The following is a 17,123-nucleotide window of genomic DNA, read 5'->3' on the forward strand; positions in this document are numbered from 1 at the left end:
ACGAACACGACACCTCGGCTCCGACACTCCATGACCCTTTCGACGGGCTGCGCGGGTTGCTGACCGGCCGGTCTGTCCGTGACCGCCGTCCACCAGCATCAGCTTGTAGTCGTGCGGCTCGCCATAGCGGATGACGATGGCGTCGCCCGCTTTGCTGTGTCGCCGACCGCCAAAAACTCGACTTCGCATTTCATCGCTTCAGACCTCCTGTCCGTTGGTACGTGCATCATCCGTGAATCGAGGCGGCTCGCCGGCCAAGTTCTTCTGACGGTCGTACGAATCGGCCGGAAATTTCGCGCCGGCGAGCCAGAAGCGCGCGAAGTCTTCGTGCCGCTCCAGAGCGGTCGGGCGGTATCTGCCGAATCCGTCGAACAGGCGGACCGCTTCGGCATCGAAACGCCGGTAGACGCTTCCGTGGATTATGCCGTGAAGGCCGGCGTCGGGCAGGTCACGGCCCTTCTTGGTCCAGGTGATGCCAGTCCAGCGCGGGATGGAGCCGAAGCCGGCAGCGACCTCGTCGTGCTGCGGCCCCTCCGGATGCGGCCACACGCGCAAGACGCTGTGGTCGAACTTCAGACCGTCGGGGACCGCCGCCGCCCAGCGCGTCATCCAATCGAGTGCTATGTCCGAGAGCCGCGACTCGTTCTCCGGATAACCGCCGCCGACATCGGCGTGGTCGCCGGCGAACCAGACCTGCTCGAACCACTGCAGGCCGGTAGCATCCTTCGCGGCACCGCGCGGGCTGGACCACCCGACGCGCGCGAAATCCTTCCTGTTCTCGTCGATCGAGATCGCGTGCCTGGCATAGCTGACCTTCGCGCTGAGTTCGGTGTCGTAGAATTGCATCCACAGTTCGTTGAGGTGGACAGTGCGCAGCTTGTCGCCCCAACCGTAGCCCTCAACCGAGAAGTCCCACTTCAGATGCGTGTAGACGTAGACCGCCAACGCGGTCAGGGCCGCGAGCGCGATGACGCCGCCGAACACGACACCGAAAGTGAAGCGCGCGAAGAAGCTGTCCGCGGGCAGGAAGCCGATCAGCGCCTGGATCACGGCGGCGAAGACGGCAACGCCGGCGACGAAGATGCCGGCGAAAAGCAGGAAGGTCGGGAGGTTGCCGAGCGCGGCGACAGTGTCATAGACGCCGACGAAGTACGGATAGACGTTGGCGTCGTCCGGGACGGCCGCGGCAGCCGATCCGTAGCGCCGCCGGAAGGCGCGCGCGATACGCTCGCGCGTCTCGAGCAGGAACTTCTGGCGCGCGGTGGCCTTGTCGATCTTCCTCGGCTCGGTGAACTGGTACACGTGCTTGACCGCTTCGGCGGCGAGTTCGCGCGCGGACGCGTCGTCGAGCTTGAGTGGAGTCTTCGCATCGTCGGCGGCATGCGTCGGAATTCCGCAGCGCGCGACGATGCCGGCCAGGCAGCGCACGGTGTACGCGCCCCTCGAAAATCCGATCATGAAGATGCGGTCGCCGGGACGCCACAACTGGATGAGTGCGGCGTAGCAGTCGATCAGGTTGCGCGTGATGCCGAAGCCTGTCGCCTGGGCCACCGTGTTGTGGACCCAGCGCAGCGCCTTGCCGAAGATGTTGGCGCCGTCGGCCTGCGAGCCGAGGCCGGGGTCGTAGAACGCGACCTGTTCGCGCGGATCGATGGTCGAGTCGGGGCCGCAGCGGCTCGCTCGGTACATCTTGTAGACGTTCGTGCGCGCCTCGTCGAAGCGAAAGCCGCCGGCCTGGCCGGTGCCGTCCGAGTAGATCACCACGTTCTTCGCCATCATTCACTCCAATCGGTCGGATCGACGGTTCACAGGTTCGCCGACCGTCCGCGTTTCGCGTCCGGTCGGCGGTATCGTTCGTCAGAGCTCCGTGAAGACAGACTTCAGTCTGGCCATCAACCGATCGAGCCACGACGGTTTGCCCCGCTTCTCGCCTGGCACGGAAACGCCAGCCACAACGGGCGTGCCGGTGAGGTACTTCGTGCGCGCTTCCTTGTCGCGGCGGCGCCCGGCTTCAATCTGTGCCTTCGTCCACTGCGGCGCCTCGATCACCCGGCCTGCGCTGATCACGTAGTGGGAGCGGCAGCGGAGATTCCAGTTGCCGATCGAGGGGTGCAGCGAGACCGCATCTCCGTCGAACGACATCTGCCACTGCGCCGGACTGAACGGCGTGACGACCTCCTCGCCGCAGCCGCAGCAGCACCGATGAGTCGCCGTCGCATACTCCATCGACAGGTACAGCACGCCGGGGTCGATGCTGTCGGGCATTGTCTCGACGAAGCGGTGTCTAAGCTGCCTGGTCCTGATCATGACCGGTCACCGTTCAGCAGCATATTGCCGTCGGTCGTGTAGGTGGAGTGATGCTCCCGCTCCAGGTCGCGATAGAAGCCGCGGATCTTCTTCCACTTCACGACTGCCATCGCCGCGTTGAGCGCGTTCAGGTCAGCCACCTGGATATTGGTGGCGTACAGGTCGTTCTCGTCGCCGGCGCTACCGAACGAGATGCGGCCGCCGTGCACGTGCGCCCTCATGTCGGGCGTGCTCGCGGTCACCCGCAGGATGCCGCCGAGCGATCCGTCGACCAACTCGAGACCCATGCCGACGTCGACGAAGGGAATGCCCATCTCCTCGCACTTCTGCACTGCGAGCTTCTTCGGCTCTCCCGCATCCATGCTGATGAAGGCGAAGGTCGCGCCGTCGAGCAGGTGAAGATTGCTCCGATCCAGCGCGACCGGGTAGGGAACGATGTTCCTGTGCATCTTGGAATAGATGCCAGCGAGGTAGTGGACCTTCTTCTGCACCTGACGCAGCTCGTCGAGCGATGCGGCGCCGGGGGTCCGGAAGGCGTTGTGCGTCAGGAAGTCGTCGCTGTCGATAGCCCGGATCTCGGCGACCGGTGTTTTCGCGACCAGGTCGAAGGCGTAGGCGCCGGTGCCGCCGAGGCCAATGAACACCACCCGCTCGTTCTTGAGCAGCGCCGTCAAGGCGCCGATGCCGACGCGATCGGACGCAGTCTCGGTGTAGTTGAAGACGGTGTCGTCCTCGGGCTCGGGCGCCGCGTAGGAGCGAAGCTTGAGCTCCGGTTTGACCACGGCCGCCGGGCCGGCGATGACGCCGGCGTAGGTCGTCATCTTGGCGTGGTAGTCCGGGTAGCCCTCGGGCGGCTTGCAGGAAAAGGAAAACCGGGCCGTCAGCCCGTTGCCGAGATCGACCACGGCGTTGGTATGACGCAGCGCTTCGATTTCCTTGCCGTTCTTGTCGCACGGATAGTCGCCGTCCCACTGCACCACGTGCGTATCGGGGCGCTGGGTGACGTCGCCGGCCAAGGTGAGGGACGAGATCAGGCGCCCAAGCCTGACCTCGCCCTTCGCGTCGACGTACGGCACCTCCATCACGAGGAGGCCGCCGCGGATCCGCACCGGGTAGCCGTCCTCGCGCAGCTTGCGGAGGTCGGGGTTACGATCGAATGGTTTTTGTGACATTGAAGATCGTCCCCTCTTTCTTGACCTTGACGTGGCCGCCGGGGCCGAGCTCGCCGGCGTGCGGATCCGATGCCGCGTGGCGATACGTCATCGAGAACGCCACGTCGGGATCGTGCGAGCCGGGAAAGGCGATCTGCACGATCTCCTCGAAGCTGACGATGTCGCCCTTCACGGTGCGCTTGCGCGCGTTCACGACGATCTCGGACTCGCGCGGATGGAGCGCTTCCTCGAGTTCGTGTTCCGCGTCGGCCAGCTCATGCTCGGCGCGCTGCTCCTGCTGGTGGGCCTTTTCGAGGTCCTGTTCGGCGTGGTGGATGTGTTCCAGAGCACGTTCCGCCGGATTACCGTGCTCCGGCGGGGAAGAGGGGTCGTCCATGGTCATGTTGCACCTATCGGTTGGGTGAGCCTTGCGGCCCTCACCCCACTAATCGGTGCGGCAAACCTAGACCGGTAATCTCAGGCGAACTTTTTTCTGAAGGAGCCGGCCGGCACCGGCCCACAGACGAAGAAGGCCGGGCAGTTCGGGCAGGTATAGACGGAGACGTTCGGCGCAAACGCGCCGGCGCGAATGCCGGAGAGCGCGTCCTCGAGGTGTTTTCTTTTTGTTTTCAGAGACTTCTCCGTGAACGAGATGTCGGACGTTTCGTGATCGGACAGATGCTGCACCTGCACGGCGGCACCGGGCGAGTTCGCCCGCACGGCGATGGCGAACGCCCCGGCCTCGATCTCCTTGACGTCGTCTTCCCTGTAGTGGCCGGTCTGGATTCTGCGGAACGACCGCATTCCGCCCTTCAGCACCAGCACGTCGTCCGGCGTGACGACGATTTCGCCGGCGTCGATGGAAAATCGCAACGGGACCGGCGCGGTCGCGGCGAGACCGGCGCGCTGAGCCAGGAAGTAGCTGATCATGTCCGACGCCATCGCGCGGAATTCCTGGGCGTAACCGTGCTCGTTCAACTTCCGCTCCGCAAAGGCCTGATCGAAAAGGCCCGCGAGTTGGCTGTCGTTCGGAGCCGGACCTCCCCGCGAAACGATCTCCTTGAAGACGGCGCGGACCGCCTCGTGCAATTGCAGGAACGGCGTCGGGGTTCGGCGACCGCCGACGTTCAGGACATGCGTGTAGAAGAAGCGGCGTTGGCACGACTCGTAGAGACCGATCTGGAAGCCGCTCACCGTGACGACGCCGTCGATCTCTATCGGGATGGGCAACTTTTCCGGAGGTGCGGGGCAGTCGGCCAGATCGTCGAGATGTCGCGCGACGAGCGCGATGCGATCGACGAATTCCGAAGGCTCGCGACGGTGTCCTCGCGCGTTTTGGGTCGCCGCGTAGACGAAGAGCCGCTCCTCAGCCCGCGACAATGCCACGTAGAATAGACACTCCTGCTCCTCGACCTGTCCCGCTCGGAAGATATCGAGCGCGGTGCCCGACGCCCCCTCGATCATTCCGTCCGGGGGCAGACAGGGAGGCGGCGCAGCCGTGCGCGGCAGCGTGTTGACGTTCATTCCCGGCAGATGAACGACGCCGAACTCCAGACCTTTCGAGCCGTGGATCGTCATCAGTCGCACGGCGTCGATGCCTTGCGCTGCGGCCGGCAATTGGCGCAGATCCCGGTCGTCTCCCAGGCGGAGCAGTCTTCGGACACGATCCAGCAGCCGGCGGATCGGCAAGCCCAGCGCAGCGGGCTGAACCCGGACGAAATTCATGAACTGCCAGATCGCGATGGCCGCCGTGCGATCGGCGACCGTCGGTGAGACAGCTAGGCGCGCCGCGATCCGCGTTCGATCAAGGAGAAGTCCGGCCAAAACATCCCATGGAGGGGACTTGCTCTCGAAACCGTCGAGCGCCGTCGTCAGTCTCGACACGGCTTCGCTACCCTGCGCCGACACGCCGCTCAAGACCGTGGCATCCCGCAGTCCCGACAACGGCTCCCACTTGTCCTCGCGCAACGCGCCGAGCAGCGCCGCGACGTCGGCCATGGTCATCGCGAACTCGGGCCAGCATCCGATTCGCAGCAGACCCATCGACCTGCGATCGGTCAGGAGGGACAGGAAAGCCAGCAGATCCTTGACCTCGGGGCGTTCGAACAGGCTCCCGAGAAACAGCACCGGAATGCCGAGCCGCTCGAGTTCCCGTCCGGTCTCGGACAATTTCTCGTTGCCCGTGCACAGCACCGCCTGATCCGAAAAGGCGTAGCCGAGAGTCGTCATCGCGCTGATGGCATCGGCCAGGGCCGCAGGCTGCCGATCCGCCGTGGTCACGGTGCGGAATTCCGGTGCAACACCGACCGACTTGCGGGTCGCGATCAGGGACGAATCCGCGCCGCCGGCGATCATCTGCCTCGCGAACAGCGAGCACACATCGACGATCTCCGGCGTCGATCGGTAGTTCTTCTTCAGGCGGCCTCGCTTGCCGCCGGGGAAATCCTCTCGGCCGAAGCGCCGCATGTTGAACGAAGACGCGCCGCGGAAGCGGTAGATCGATTGCTTGGCGTCACCGACGACCCAGAGATTGCGGCCGTCACCGCAAAGCGCCTTCAGAAGCAGGACGCTGCTCCGGTTCACGTCCTGATATTCGTCCACCAGCACGTGGTCGTACGCCTGTCGTAGATGCTCCCGAACGGCGGCGTTCTGTTCCAGAAGGCGGACCGGCAAGGAAACGAGGTCGCCGAAGTCCACGCATTGCGCGTTCTGCTTCAGCGTTTCGTAGCACCGATAGACCTTCGCGACTTCCAGCGCCTTGTCGGCCTCCTCGATCCGCGCCGCGAGAGCGCTGTCCCGCATCGCCTGTGCCAGGCGGCCGTACTCTTCAGCATCGACCACCTCGTCCTTGGCCCGCGAGATCGCCGCGAGAATATCGGCGATCTTCTGCGTCGGATCGTACAGGTTGCGGTAGTGCAGCAGCCCCAGCTTGGGAAACTCGTTTTCGATCAGCTCCACCGCCTCGGTCTTGTCTATGAGCCGAGGGTCGGGCGGTAGCCCAAGCTCCACGTGAAAGCGGCGGATGATGTCGAGGCCGAATGCGTGGAACGTGCCGATCCACATCGCCGAGGCCTCCATCGGACGCTTGCACGCCAGCCGGCCCGCCATTTCACCTGCGGCCTTGTTCGAAAAGGTTAGGACGAGGATGCGGCGCGGATCGACCCCGTCGGCCAGCAGCGACTCGATCCTGGCGGTCAGCGTCTGCGTCTTTCCGGTGCCCGGACCGGCCTCGAGCATGTAGGCCTCGCCGCGATGGGCTGCGGCATCCGCCTGCTCCTTGTTGAGGGATCTGTCGGCCTCGCTCTTTTCCGGCGGAAGATCGATCGCCGGCAGGAGGACCGCATCGAGGAGTTGCTGCGCCACCACGTCGAAAGGCGCGCCCAGACGCTTGGCGATTTCCGAAGCCGTAATTCCGTCGTCGAGATGCAGCTTCTTCGCTACCGGTCGAGGAAGAAGGAATTCCCTCGCGAACAGGTCCATCTGGACCTCGCGCCGCTGTCGCCGCCCATAATCGACGACGCGATCGACGCCGGTCGGCGAAGGTTCCGCGGGGCGCGCCGGATCGATTTCGACCGCCCCTTCGTCGGCGGCGGCATCTCCCAGTTCCGCATGCGCGATTTCGTGCAGCACCAGGAAGGCTTGATCGAACGGGCTTCCGGAGTCCTCGTGAACGATCAGGTTACCCGCAGGGACGAGGGTCGCCCGGCCTCCTTCGAGGACGGCCGCGCCCGGAGACGCCGCTTCGACATCGAAGCCTCGCCGGTTGGCCTCCGCCACCGCGAAGTCGTAGGGACGCCAAGGGTCGCCGCCGAGCTCCACAGCCTTCCGGTGAAGGTCGGCCGCCCTCTGTCTTGCGAGTTCGACCGCGTCCACTTTCAGTCTACCTCCGACACCAGATCGGAGATGACATCCTCCGAAACCTTGGCCTCGCGCAGCGCCTGTTCGAGACTGATCTTCTCGCCGATCGACGGCCGGGTGTCCGCCTTGTGGCTCCGCAAGGCGGACAGCTGCGGCCCCGAAAGCCACTGAACGAGGCCATCGAGGGTCGCATCGAACAGAATCGCCAATCGCCGACGGGTGCGCAACGAAGCCGTCTCGATCGCGACCTTGCGCTCGAGGATCACCGTGATGACCTGCCGCGGGACACGCAGCTCCTTCGCGGCCGCGCGCTGTCGCTCAACCGTCGGCACCGCGAAAGGGGCGGGGGTCGGATCTCCGGAATATCTGCGCACGGCTTCGTCGATCCAGGCAGTCTCCCGCCCGGAGAAAGGCTCTTCCTGCGCGATTTCGCGGGACAGCTCGCGCGAAAGGTCGATGAGGGCGTCCGCGAACTGCGGGTAATCCCTCAGATACCTCTGGAAGGTCGCGGCATCGTGGCTCGGTTCGGCGGCGAACGCGTCCAGCACTTCTTCTTCGAGCGGGACGGATTTCATCGCTGATCTCCTTCCAGAATGCGTCTCAGAACGGCGAAGGCCTTGTTGCGATTGCTTCTGATCGTCTTCTCGACCTTGCCCAGCGTCTTCGAGATGGTCACGGCGTAGGGGTCGCTGGTCGAATCGATAGGGACTTCCTTGCGGAGCATTTGGACGATCCTCTGCTGTAGGGGTGGCAGAGAGTCAATCGCACCGTCCAACCTCTTCCGGTAATCCCGGTCTTCGATTTTTTCGGTCTCGAACGGGTTGTAGTTCCCGATCGCCTCGACCACGTCGGCCGACAGCTCTCCGGTCTCTTCGTCATGAAGGGGAACATCACGTTTCTGCTGACGCCCGACCTTCCTCAGCGCGTCGGTGCGGAGCTTGGCGATGGCGCCGTCGAACCGGATCTCGAAGAAGTCGAGCTGCTCCGAATACGCTTCCCGGTCGGCGGAAATGAGGACGTCGAGACGATGTAGCACCAGCTCGTTGACCTCGGCCCGGCTCGACGAGAGGTGGCGTTCGTTGCCCGATCGCGGCAGGCGGCGGGTCGCGCGCTCGAGGAGGATTCTGTACAGAGCGGCGAAGCGGGCCTGGCCGTTGTCCCGATGGCTGGCCCGCAGGAAATGCAGAACGCACTCGGTGAGCACGTAATCCGGGCTTGAGGCGTCCGCGATCCGGCATCTCGCCAGCAGATCGTCGCGAGACAGCTTCTCCAAGGCGGCGAGCTGCGCCTCGACCTCATCAGGGCGGTAGTAGAGCGATCCGTCGAGTCTTCGCTTTCGGAGCGGGGGCGGCAAATAGGTTCTCTGCGGGTTGCGACATTCAGCACAGCTCAACCTAGGGGAAAGATACGATTCTGAGAACCCTGAATCCTTGGCCGTTCGGCGAAGCGGTGGCAATTCATCTTCTAAGACATGACGATGGCGCGCCCGCCGTCACCCTCTTCGCCTTCAGCGCCCGTTCGACGCCCTTCTCGATGAACTGCCAGGCCTTCTGGTCGGCGGCCTCGGCGGCCCGTTTCACCTCTCTGATCAACTCCGGCTTCATGTGGGTCAACATCGCCTTGCGGCCATCGCGCCTTGTGGACTCCGTTTCGGTCTTCTTCGCTGCCTTGGCCATGTACGTCCGGTTGCTTTAGCATTGGCCAACCCGGGGGAACGCCGCAAATAATGGAGTTTCCGCGTTGCGCATCAGTCATGCCCGGTTCTGCGGCGTGAGACGATGTGCGTATGGGTCGCAGCGAATTCCTTTATTCCCTTCGCTGTCCCGAGCTCTCGTGCTTTATCGCCCTCGTCGCCGCTCAGCTTGTCGGCGATGCAGAGTAGTGCGCCCAAGATCGTGGCGCGATTACCGCCGGTCAGCTCTACCATACCAGACTTAACGACGAGACCGCCGAGTTCGATGAGGTGCCGCGTGCGCTTGCGGCGCTCGACTTGCCACGTGCGCATGTCATGCCGCGCCCTTGCGGCCTGATGCTGGTTGCGAGCCGCCCGGTTGCGCCGAAGGGCCGTCCAAGTTGCGTTCAGTTGCTGGCGCATTTGGTCGCGACCGGCTTCGAAAAAAGGCGGCCCCACGCCTGGGCCAAGCCTCCCTCTTTCCGGCCTCTTTCGTTTCTGCAAGCACGATCAGCGCGCCCGCCAGTTCTTCAGCGGTGAGTGTGTCAGCCCCGGTGGCGATAACCAATTCGCCGAGCTGACGCACCTTGCGAGTTTTCAGGCCTCGCGCCTTGTCCTCGAGTGCCTTTAGGTCTGCATCAGAATCCCTTGGTTTGCGCATCGTCGTCTCCATGAGTGTCGATGGAGAAATGATAGCTAGGCGACCGGCACAATGCTGTAAGGTTGTCAGGACAGCCTGAGACGGGGTAGTCCCTCCCGAGAATTTTTCGAGGGAGGGCGCGCTTATACGTCGTTCCGACGTGCGCTTCGCTGTGCCAGTGATCTGCCTGCGATGGCGATCTATCATTTTCACGTCAAGGTCATTGGCCGGAAGGCCGGGAGTAGCGCGGTGGCATCGGCGGCTTACCGCTCCGGCTCGCGGTTGCGTGACGAGCGCCTGGGCCGTGATCAGGATTTTTCCGCCAAGCGCGGCGTCGTTCACTCCGAGGTGATGTTGCCGGAAAATGCGCCGGAGGCATGGAGTGACCGCGAGCGGCTTTGGAACGATGTCGAGGCGTTCGAAGTCCGGAAGGACGCGCAGCTGGCTCGTGAGGTCGAGTTCGCCCTTCCGCGAGAACTGACTGAGGCACAGGGCATCGAGCTGGCTCGTGACTTCGTTCGCGGCGAGTTCGTCGGTGTAGGTATGGTTGCCGATCTCAATGTGCATTGGGACAGGGCCGAGGACGGCCTGCCCAAGCCTCATGCACATGTGATGCTCACCATGCGCGCGGTAGACGAGAACGGCTTTGGCCGGAAGGTCCGGGACTGGAATCGCACGGAGATGGTCGAGCGCTGGCGCGAACGCTGGGCGGAGATTGCCAACGAGCGGCTGGCAGAGCTCGACATCGACGCCAGGATCGACCATCGCAGTCTGGAAGCCCAGGGCATTGTGCTGGAGCCGCAAAGCCAAATCGGCGCGCCCGCCAAACGGATCGAGCTTCGGGGCATCGCAGGGGAAGGCGGCGAGGCCGACCGCGCCGAGATGCACCGCGAGATCGCGCGCGACAATGGCGCGCGGATCATCACCGATCCCATCATTGGGCTGGACGCCATCACCCAGCAGCAATCGACATTCACACGCCGCGATCTGGCGAAGTTCGCGCACCGGCACAGCGACGGGCTCGACCAGTTCAATGAGGTGGTGGGCGCAATGCAGGGAGCGCCGGAGCTGGTCGAACTCGGCAAGGACGGTCGCGGCGAGGATCGGTTCACCACCCGCGGAATGATCGAGACTGAACAGCGTCTGCACCTTGCCGCTAAACTGATGGCGGAACGGGAGCGCCATGAGGTGCGAGATGCGGAGCGCAGGGTAGCTTTGGCGCGCGCGGAAGCGCGCGGCTTGGTGCTTTCGCCCGAGCAGGCTGAAGCAGTAGCGCATGTCACGAACAGACGCGATCTCAGCGTCGTGGTCGGCCATGCCGGGACGGGAAAGAGCGCGATGCTGGGGGTGGCGCGGGAGACGTGGGAAGCGGCAGGCTTCGAGGTCCGTGGCGTGGCGCTGTCCGGCATTGCAGCCGAAAACCTCGAAAGCGGATCGGGCATTGCGTCGCGCACAATCGCCAGCCTGGAGCACGGCTGGGGACAGGGCCGTGATCTGCTTAAATCGAGCGATGTGCTTGTTCTCGACGAGGCGGGGATGGTCGGCACGCGCCAGCTCGAGCGTGTGTTGTCGCATGCGGCGGATGCTGGCGCCAAAGTGGTGCTGGTCGGCGATCCGCAGCAGCTGCAGGCGATCGAAGCTGGGGCCGCCTTCCGCTCGATCCATGAGCGTCATGGCGGGGCGGAAATCGGCGACGTGCGCCGTCAGCGGGAGGACTGGCAGCGCGACGCCACGCGCGATCTAGCGACAGGCAAAGTGGGCGACGCGCTCGGAGCTTATCGCGCCCACGGCTTGGTGCACGAGGCCCAGACCCGCGAGCAGGCGCGAGGGGATCTGATCGAGGGCTGGGACCGTGACCGGCAGGCATCGCCGGATCGAAGCCGGATCATCCTCACCCACACCAATGACGAGGTCCGGGTGCTGAACGAGGCAGCGCGCGAGCGGATGCGGGCCGCTGGCGATCTCGGCGAAGAGGTGCGAGTAGCGGTCGAGCGCGGGGCAAGAGACTTCGCCAGCGGAGACCGCGTCATGTTCCTGCAGAACGAGCGCGGGCTGGGCGTGAAGAATGGCACGCTTGGGACCGTCGAAGAGGTCAGCGCGCAATCCATGACCTTGCAGGTCGACGATGGCCGATCCGTGCGCTTCGACCTCAAGGACTACAACCGGATCGACCATGGCTATGCGGCGACGATCCACAAGGCGCAGGGCATGACCGTCGACCGCGTCCATGTCCTGGCGACGCCCGGCATGGATGCCCACAGCAGCTATGTCGCCTTGTCGCGGCATCGCAACGGGGTGGACCTGCATTATGGTCGCGACGATTTTGCCAATGCGGACCGGCTCACCCGCACCCTCTCCCGCGATCGGGCCAAGGACATGGCCTCGGATTACGAGCGCGTCGATCCGCTCCAGAGCTACGCCGAGCGGCGTGGGATCACCTTCCGCGATCGCGTAGCCGAGATCGTGCGCAAGATCATGCCCGAGAGGCTGCGCGACATCTTCGACGGCCTGCGCTCTCCGGCTGATGTGGCCGGACCGGATAGCGGACGGAGGCCGGAACAGGCAAAGCCGGAAAGGGAAAGCAGCGGTCCGGCAGCCGAGCGGCGCGAAGATCCCGAAGCGGACGCTCGTCGCGTCCGAACACGGGCGCTGGTGCGCCATGCCCGCGCGGTAGATGCGATCCTCGCGGCGCAGGAGACGGGCAACCGAGCGAGTAGCGAACAGGTGAAAGAGCTGCAAAAGGCGCGTCAAGCCTTCGAGGAAGTGCGCCCCTTTGGCTCCCAAGATGCTGAAGCCGCTTACAGGAAGAACCCGGAACTCGCCCGCGAAGCTGCCGGCGGGCGCCTCAACGCCGTCATCCGAGCGCTCCAGATCGAGACCGAATTCCGCATTGATCCAGGCCGTCGCGCCGACCGCTTCGTGGAGCGTTGGCAGAAGCTCGACCATACCAGCCGGCGCCAGTATGAAGCCGGCGACATGTCCGGCTACAAGGCCACGCGGTCCGCGATGGGCGAAATGGCGAAAAGCCTCGCACGCGACCCGCAGCTGGAATCCATCCTCGCCGAACGCAAGAAAGATCTCGGCATTGTATTCGAATCAGGCCGCCGGCTCGGCCAGGATCTGGCCTTCGTCCATGGAATCGATCTCGGCAGAGGCCGAGGCCTTGGAATTTGACCCATCCCGTTTGCCGCCGACTCTACGCCACGCCTGGCTACGTGCGAACTCCTATTGTCCGCCTGCATCTGTTTGGCCTCTCTGGTCTCACAACACCTCAGAAGCGACCAGCGAAGGGCATCACGGCCATGCGCGAACCAGACCGTATCATCAGGTTGAAAACCGTCCTCGCCAGGACCGGGCTGTCCCGGTCCACCATATACCGCAAGATCGCCGAGGGCACGTTCCCGGCTCAGCTCAAGATCAGCACCAACGGAACCGGCTGGCACGAATCCGACATCAACCGCTGGATCGCAGATCCGGTCATATGGCGTCCGACGAGGATGAAGTCTGGCGACAAATAGAAGCTCACGGCTGTAGGGAAAAACAAACCGCTGATGGTGAACTATCCGCGATGGGCATATCTTCGCTAACTTAGTCGACAGATAGGGTTTGAACCTGACGAGCTACCGGGCTGCTCCACCCCCCGCGCCAAGTAGAAGAGTTAGCAATTTCAATTATCAAGAGGCCCTTCGGTCGAGGGGCCGACTTTGGGGTCGTCGCGCCAGATGGAATATTTCGGAGCGGATAGAAAGGCCTAGGAAGCCAAATTCGTGGGGCTGTTTCGGCTATGACTCATCAAGCGGTTATCATCTGGATGTACCGGTGCACGCACCGCGGTGCGGTCATCCCCACACGCGGAACGATGGATTGATGAACACCATTAGATCAGGCGGACTCGTCTTTAGCGCGTTCGAACCTGCCGATGAAGTGCAGCCTGCGATCAGCGATCTCTTCGGACGAAACCACGAGAAACTGGAGCCCTGGCCCCCCAGGACGTCTCCATAGATCATCAGGATCGCCGAGCGTCACGCCAAAACAATCGACGATCTCGTTCAAATCGTACTGGACGCCCCTTGATCCAACAGGGACCACCTGCCGCAAACTCCTTCGGGACAGGTGCTTCGTCAGTTGCCCGATCGGCAGAACATCGGGCGCCCCAACACGCAGAGCTTTGCCGGGATATCCTTCTCCCAGCAGATATGCAAAGTCGCCAGGCTTGATCCGGCGATTAATGAGCTGAGACGCCCGTCCGTAGCCAATAGCGGAAATCGTGATAGATGAGTTCACTGCAGAGAAATAATTTTCGCCAGACGCGACAATCGCGCTCTCCGCGCCAAGCTCCGCGGTCAGAAGCTTGACGCCGTCGAAGACTTCCGCCATTTCGGCAAGCGGTCGTGATACACCGATCGCGAACGACCGGATCACGATGCCTAGCGAAACAATCTCGACAGCTGCGGCACGCGCGACGAAGTAGGCGACATCGCGGGCGGGCGCGATGAGGCTATCGTGGAAACGATCGCCAATGCCCGCTGCGACATCCACGCTCTGCAAAAGTACGCATTCTGAACCTGCGTCGATGCACGCGACATCGCGAGGAAACACCATTCCCGAAATGCTCATCACTAGCCTCCGATGAACTCTGTCGGCCGGTAAACGGGATATTGCAGCAGATCATTGTGTCCGATCGAGCGCAGCCGCCGGTACTGGGCGAATCCCGCATCCATCCAGCGCAGATTCTCCGGAAGGTGCTGCGGATCCACCTCCGCTCCACGGTCGATCAAGTCGAGAAGCTGGGTAACAGAGTGCCACGCGCCTTCGCCCAACAGGTAGAGTCTGTCGCCGAGTTCATTGAACGACCGGTGCCGACAAGTGTGACAACCCTTCGGATCGATCGTCGATGAGAGATTTAGTCGCTCCGCGGACCCCCATAAATTCTGGAAGCTGTTCCCGTACTCATCTAGGTTTCCGTATCTGAATTCCGGCATACCGTACGTGTAGCAGCACGCGAACACGTCACCGGTCGCGCCAACGACGGGGCCAAAGTGCGAATACCAGCAGTAGCCCGCATGCGCTGAATGTCGATGCGGCGCATTCATGATCGCCAAGGTTACACCGCCCTTTAGCTTCGACGCGATTTCGGTCCTGAACGAAGCCAGGAAGCGATCTGCATCGGCACCTCGGTTGTTGTTTTCCGGCTTGATCTGCACGAAATCTGCCCCTAACGCGGCCAAATCGGAAACGAACTTGAGTATCTCGTCCTTCATCTCAGACGTGTTTTGTTCGAAGATGAAGCTCGCGCCGATCGTCGGGTAGATGCCGGCCGCCCGCTTTCCAATGACGTCGGCGATCCCGAGATGAACGTCCTTCAGCGTGTGGCCTTTTGGCCGGTGCTTCGCCTGATACCGCGCCTCTGTGCCAGCATCGATACTCACGCGTATCCATGCCAAGCGACTGGTCAGGAATTCTGGGTCGAGAATCCTCAGCGTGCTGCCATTGGTAATCAGTCCGGCGACGAGTCCCGCGCTTTTCACCGCATCGAGTAGCGTCTGAACCGACTTGTCCGGACTCGGATCCTTCGATCCTCGCCGTGCCGCGAAACGACGGAAGAGCGTCGGCTCGCCGCCTCCGGCGAAGTGAACGGACTTCGCGCCCATTTGCCCAAGCTCTTTGATGACCTTATTTACCGTCGCTTCGGACAACCGGTCCGTAGCTCGGTGGGCGAGCGTAAAGCACCAAGGGCACTGATGATTGCAGTGGTCAACCGGATCGACTTCGACCGTGATGGGCGGAATGGCGCGCAAGAGCTGGTCCGCCTTAGCTTTCCGGGCCTGGAAAACCGCCAACATGGCGCTCCAGTGCAGCAAGAAATTCCACTCATTCACATGAGCAATGTTATAGCGGGATGCTTCGTTTTTCATGTCCGCACCACCGCAATATGGGCCGAATACACTTCGAAGCCGCGATCCAATGTCGCGACGACCTTGTGATCGTATCCGTGGCTCGACATCAGGCTTTCGAACGACGGCGCACCATGCCGATGGTTCCGGTCAGTCGAAAGCACGATCAACTGACCACCGGGCTCCAAATGGGATTTTGCGTCTTCCAGGAACTTGCGGATCACCAAACCATCGCAATCGAAGATGGCGCACTCCAGTGGTCCGCGCGCCTTCCCGAAGAGCAACGGTGGGTTGAAAATTACGGTATCAAACTTCGCGTCCGTGCCGAACCCGCCGAACAAATCGCCGATGACGATGCCGCCGGCAAGCCCATTGCGCACCAAGTTGCGCTTCGCGACCTCGACGGCAGAGGCGTTGATATCCACCCCATACAGCTCCAGGGCCGATTCGTGTTTTCCCACGCGACAAAGGACAAATCCGCTGCCTACCCCCACTTCGAGTACCCTGCCGCGAAGGCCGTCGAGCGCGAGGACGGTGGATGCCAGAAAACGGCTGGTTTTCGTCAATACCGGGCTCAACACCGCTGGATGCAGTTCGATTTCGATCCCGTCGATCGTAACAACGTCCCCCAGTCCGATCGCCGCGTGGCGCGCGATTAACTTCATCGCCTCCGGGAACTCGCTGGACCTGTCCTTCGAAAGATTTCGGCTTTGAGGCGGCGCATTCTCAAAAGCATGGATCTCTGCGGAATGCGTTTGCATCGTAATTGCTGACATGGGTATCCCCACCACAAGCCGCGATTATGCGCGGCGCATCACCGCGTCACTTGTCACGCGGCATCCCGATGCTAGATCGACATCTGACGTGACGCGCCGGTCCCGCTACTTGCGGCGGATGCGCTCTCCGGAATTTGGCGTCGCGGGCAACCGCTGACGGCAGCAGAACGTCAATTCTGCACATGCAGAATTGTGCAGTCGCCTGCCAATTCCACCTCCGCCCTTTATTTACTTCGGCGTAAGCAGGAGGACGTTGTGACAATCCGTTCCGCAGACTTAACGCGGGCTTCCGTTTTGGCGGCGGCCTGCATCGGGCTAAACATTGGTTTGAACAAGATAGCCGTCGTGCTGAGTTTGCCGATCTTCATGGACACGGTCGGGACGATTTTGGCGGCCGCATTCGTGCCACCGGTCTTTGTGGTTTCCGTTGGCGTCGTCAGCAATCTGATAGGAGGGGTGGTGACACACCCGGCCATCCCCTTCTACACGGGTACACAAATCGTGGTGGCGCTCATGGCCATCTATGCTTTTCGTCGGGGTTGGCTTAGTCGACTACTTCCTGCCCTTGCAGTGGGGCTGGCAATCGGTATCGTCTCGGCTATCGTCAGCGCACCCATCACAGTCGTGATGTTCGGCGGCGTGACCGACGGCGCGACGGCGCTGAACGCAATTCTAATGGCTGCAGGTCAGGATATCTGGACGGCAGTGATATCCGGAACGATTATCGTCTCCAGTATCGACAAGGTCATCGCGGCAGCTTTGGTCTACCTTCTGCTTCGTCGGCTACCGGACCGGCTCAAGCTCGCAGGAGAGCGATAACGTGAT

The 17,123-nt window shown here is 62.8% G+C and carries 16 protein-coding genes; 3 read left to right on the forward strand and 13 right to left on the reverse strand.

The annotated features are described in order from the left end of the window. Positions 1 to 198 precede the first annotated feature (198 nt). From ACQR1E_RS07000 to ACQR1E_RS07045, 10 genes are all read right to left on the reverse strand, one after another. Complete coding sequence (locus ACQR1E_RS07000; RefSeq protein WP_316235472.1) at positions 199 to 1,776, reverse strand: DUF2235 domain-containing protein; 1,578 nt, start codon at positions 1,774 to 1,776, stop codon at positions 199 to 201. Positions 1,777 to 1,857: 81 nt separating this feature from the next. Continuing rightward, entirely contained in the window at positions 1,858 to 2,307 is a 450-nt protein-coding gene (locus tag ACQR1E_RS07005; RefSeq protein ID WP_316224584.1) for a DUF6527 family protein, read from the reverse strand. Continuing rightward, the gene (locus tag ACQR1E_RS07010; RefSeq protein WP_316224585.1) at positions 2,304 to 3,479 is read right to left on the reverse strand and encodes a ThiF family adenylyltransferase; all 1,176 of its coding nucleotides are present in this window, start codon (positions 3,477 to 3,479) and stop codon (positions 2,304 to 2,306) included. The genes ACQR1E_RS07005 and ACQR1E_RS07010 overlap by 4 nt, the downstream gene beginning before the upstream one ends. Further along, complete coding sequence (locus ACQR1E_RS07015; RefSeq protein ID WP_316224586.1) at positions 3,454 to 3,861, reverse strand: multiubiquitin domain-containing protein; 408 nt, start codon at positions 3,859 to 3,861, stop codon at positions 3,454 to 3,456. The genes ACQR1E_RS07010 and ACQR1E_RS07015 overlap by 26 nt, the downstream gene beginning before the upstream one ends. A 74-nt stretch (positions 3,862 to 3,935) precedes the next feature. After that, positions 3,936 to 7,331, reverse strand: a complete 3,396-nt coding sequence (locus ACQR1E_RS07020; protein ID WP_316224587.1) for a UvrD-helicase domain-containing protein — start codon at positions 7,329 to 7,331, stop codon at positions 3,936 to 3,938. A gap of 2 nt (positions 7,332 to 7,333) precedes the next feature. Next, the gene (locus tag ACQR1E_RS07025; RefSeq protein ID WP_316224588.1) at positions 7,334 to 7,891 is read right to left on the reverse strand and encodes a hypothetical protein; all 558 of its coding nucleotides are present in this window, start codon (positions 7,889 to 7,891) and stop codon (positions 7,334 to 7,336) included. Then, complete coding sequence (locus ACQR1E_RS07030) at positions 7,888 to 8,670, reverse strand: DNA-binding response regulator (RefSeq protein ID WP_316224589.1); 783 nt, start codon at positions 8,668 to 8,670, stop codon at positions 7,888 to 7,890. Before ACQR1E_RS07030 ends, ACQR1E_RS07025 begins: the two co-directional genes overlap by 4 nt. A 103-nt stretch (positions 8,671 to 8,773) precedes the next feature. Continuing rightward, positions 8,774 to 8,992 (reverse strand): hypothetical protein, encoded by a 219-nt coding sequence (locus ACQR1E_RS07035; RefSeq protein ID WP_316224590.1) that lies wholly within the window; start codon positions 8,990 to 8,992, stop codon positions 8,774 to 8,776. Positions 8,993 to 9,063: 71 nt separating this feature from the next. Then, positions 9,064 to 9,321, reverse strand: coding sequence for a conjugal transfer protein TraD (locus tag ACQR1E_RS07040; RefSeq protein WP_316224591.1), 258 nt, complete (start codon positions 9,319 to 9,321; stop codon positions 9,064 to 9,066). A gap of 1 nt (position 9,322) precedes the next feature. After that, positions 9,323 to 9,649 (reverse strand): conjugal transfer protein TraD, encoded by a 327-nt coding sequence (locus ACQR1E_RS07045; RefSeq protein WP_316224592.1) that lies wholly within the window; start codon positions 9,647 to 9,649, stop codon positions 9,323 to 9,325. Positions 9,650 to 9,820: 171 nt separating this feature from the next. Here ACQR1E_RS07045 and traA point away from each other — a divergent pair, with 171 nt between their 5' ends. Continuing rightward, positions 9,821 to 12,802 (forward strand): Ti-type conjugative transfer relaxase TraA, encoded by a 2,982-nt coding sequence (traA, locus tag ACQR1E_RS07050; RefSeq protein ID WP_434896848.1) that lies wholly within the window; start codon positions 9,821 to 9,823, stop codon positions 12,800 to 12,802. A 128-nt stretch (positions 12,803 to 12,930) separates the two neighbouring features. After that, the gene (locus tag ACQR1E_RS07055; RefSeq protein WP_316224594.1) at positions 12,931 to 13,146 is read left to right on the forward strand and encodes a helix-turn-helix transcriptional regulator; all 216 of its coding nucleotides are present in this window, start codon (positions 12,931 to 12,933) and stop codon (positions 13,144 to 13,146) included. 364 nt (positions 13,147 to 13,510) lie between these two features. Here ACQR1E_RS07055 and ACQR1E_RS07060 read toward each other — a convergent pair whose 3' ends face one another. From ACQR1E_RS07060 to ACQR1E_RS07070, 3 genes are read right to left on the reverse strand one after another with little or no spacing between them, the layout of a single operon-like run. Next, positions 13,511 to 14,245 (reverse strand): hypothetical protein, encoded by a 735-nt coding sequence (locus tag ACQR1E_RS07060; protein ID WP_316224595.1) that lies wholly within the window; start codon positions 14,243 to 14,245, stop codon positions 13,511 to 13,513. A gap of 2 nt (positions 14,246 to 14,247) precedes the next feature. Next, positions 14,248 to 15,543: a radical SAM protein gene (locus ACQR1E_RS07065; RefSeq protein ID WP_316224596.1), complete on the reverse strand. Its 1,296-nt coding sequence runs from the start codon at positions 15,541 to 15,543 to the stop codon at positions 14,248 to 14,250. Beyond that, complete coding sequence (locus ACQR1E_RS07070) at positions 15,540 to 16,298, reverse strand: methyltransferase (protein WP_316224597.1); 759 nt, start codon at positions 16,296 to 16,298, stop codon at positions 15,540 to 15,542. Before ACQR1E_RS07070 ends, ACQR1E_RS07065 begins: the two co-directional genes overlap by 4 nt. A gap of 255 nt (positions 16,299 to 16,553) precedes the next feature. Here ACQR1E_RS07070 and ACQR1E_RS07075 point away from each other — a divergent pair, with 255 nt between their 5' ends. After that, the gene (locus tag ACQR1E_RS07075; protein WP_316224598.1) at positions 16,554 to 17,117 is read left to right on the forward strand and encodes a hypothetical protein; all 564 of its coding nucleotides are present in this window, start codon (positions 16,554 to 16,556) and stop codon (positions 17,115 to 17,117) included. Positions 17,118 to 17,123: the final 6 nt, after the last annotated feature.

This window comes from Bradyrhizobium sp. HKCCYLRH1030, assembly GCF_051168395.1.
GTDB lineage: Bacteria > Pseudomonadota > Alphaproteobacteria > Rhizobiales > Xanthobacteraceae > Bradyrhizobium.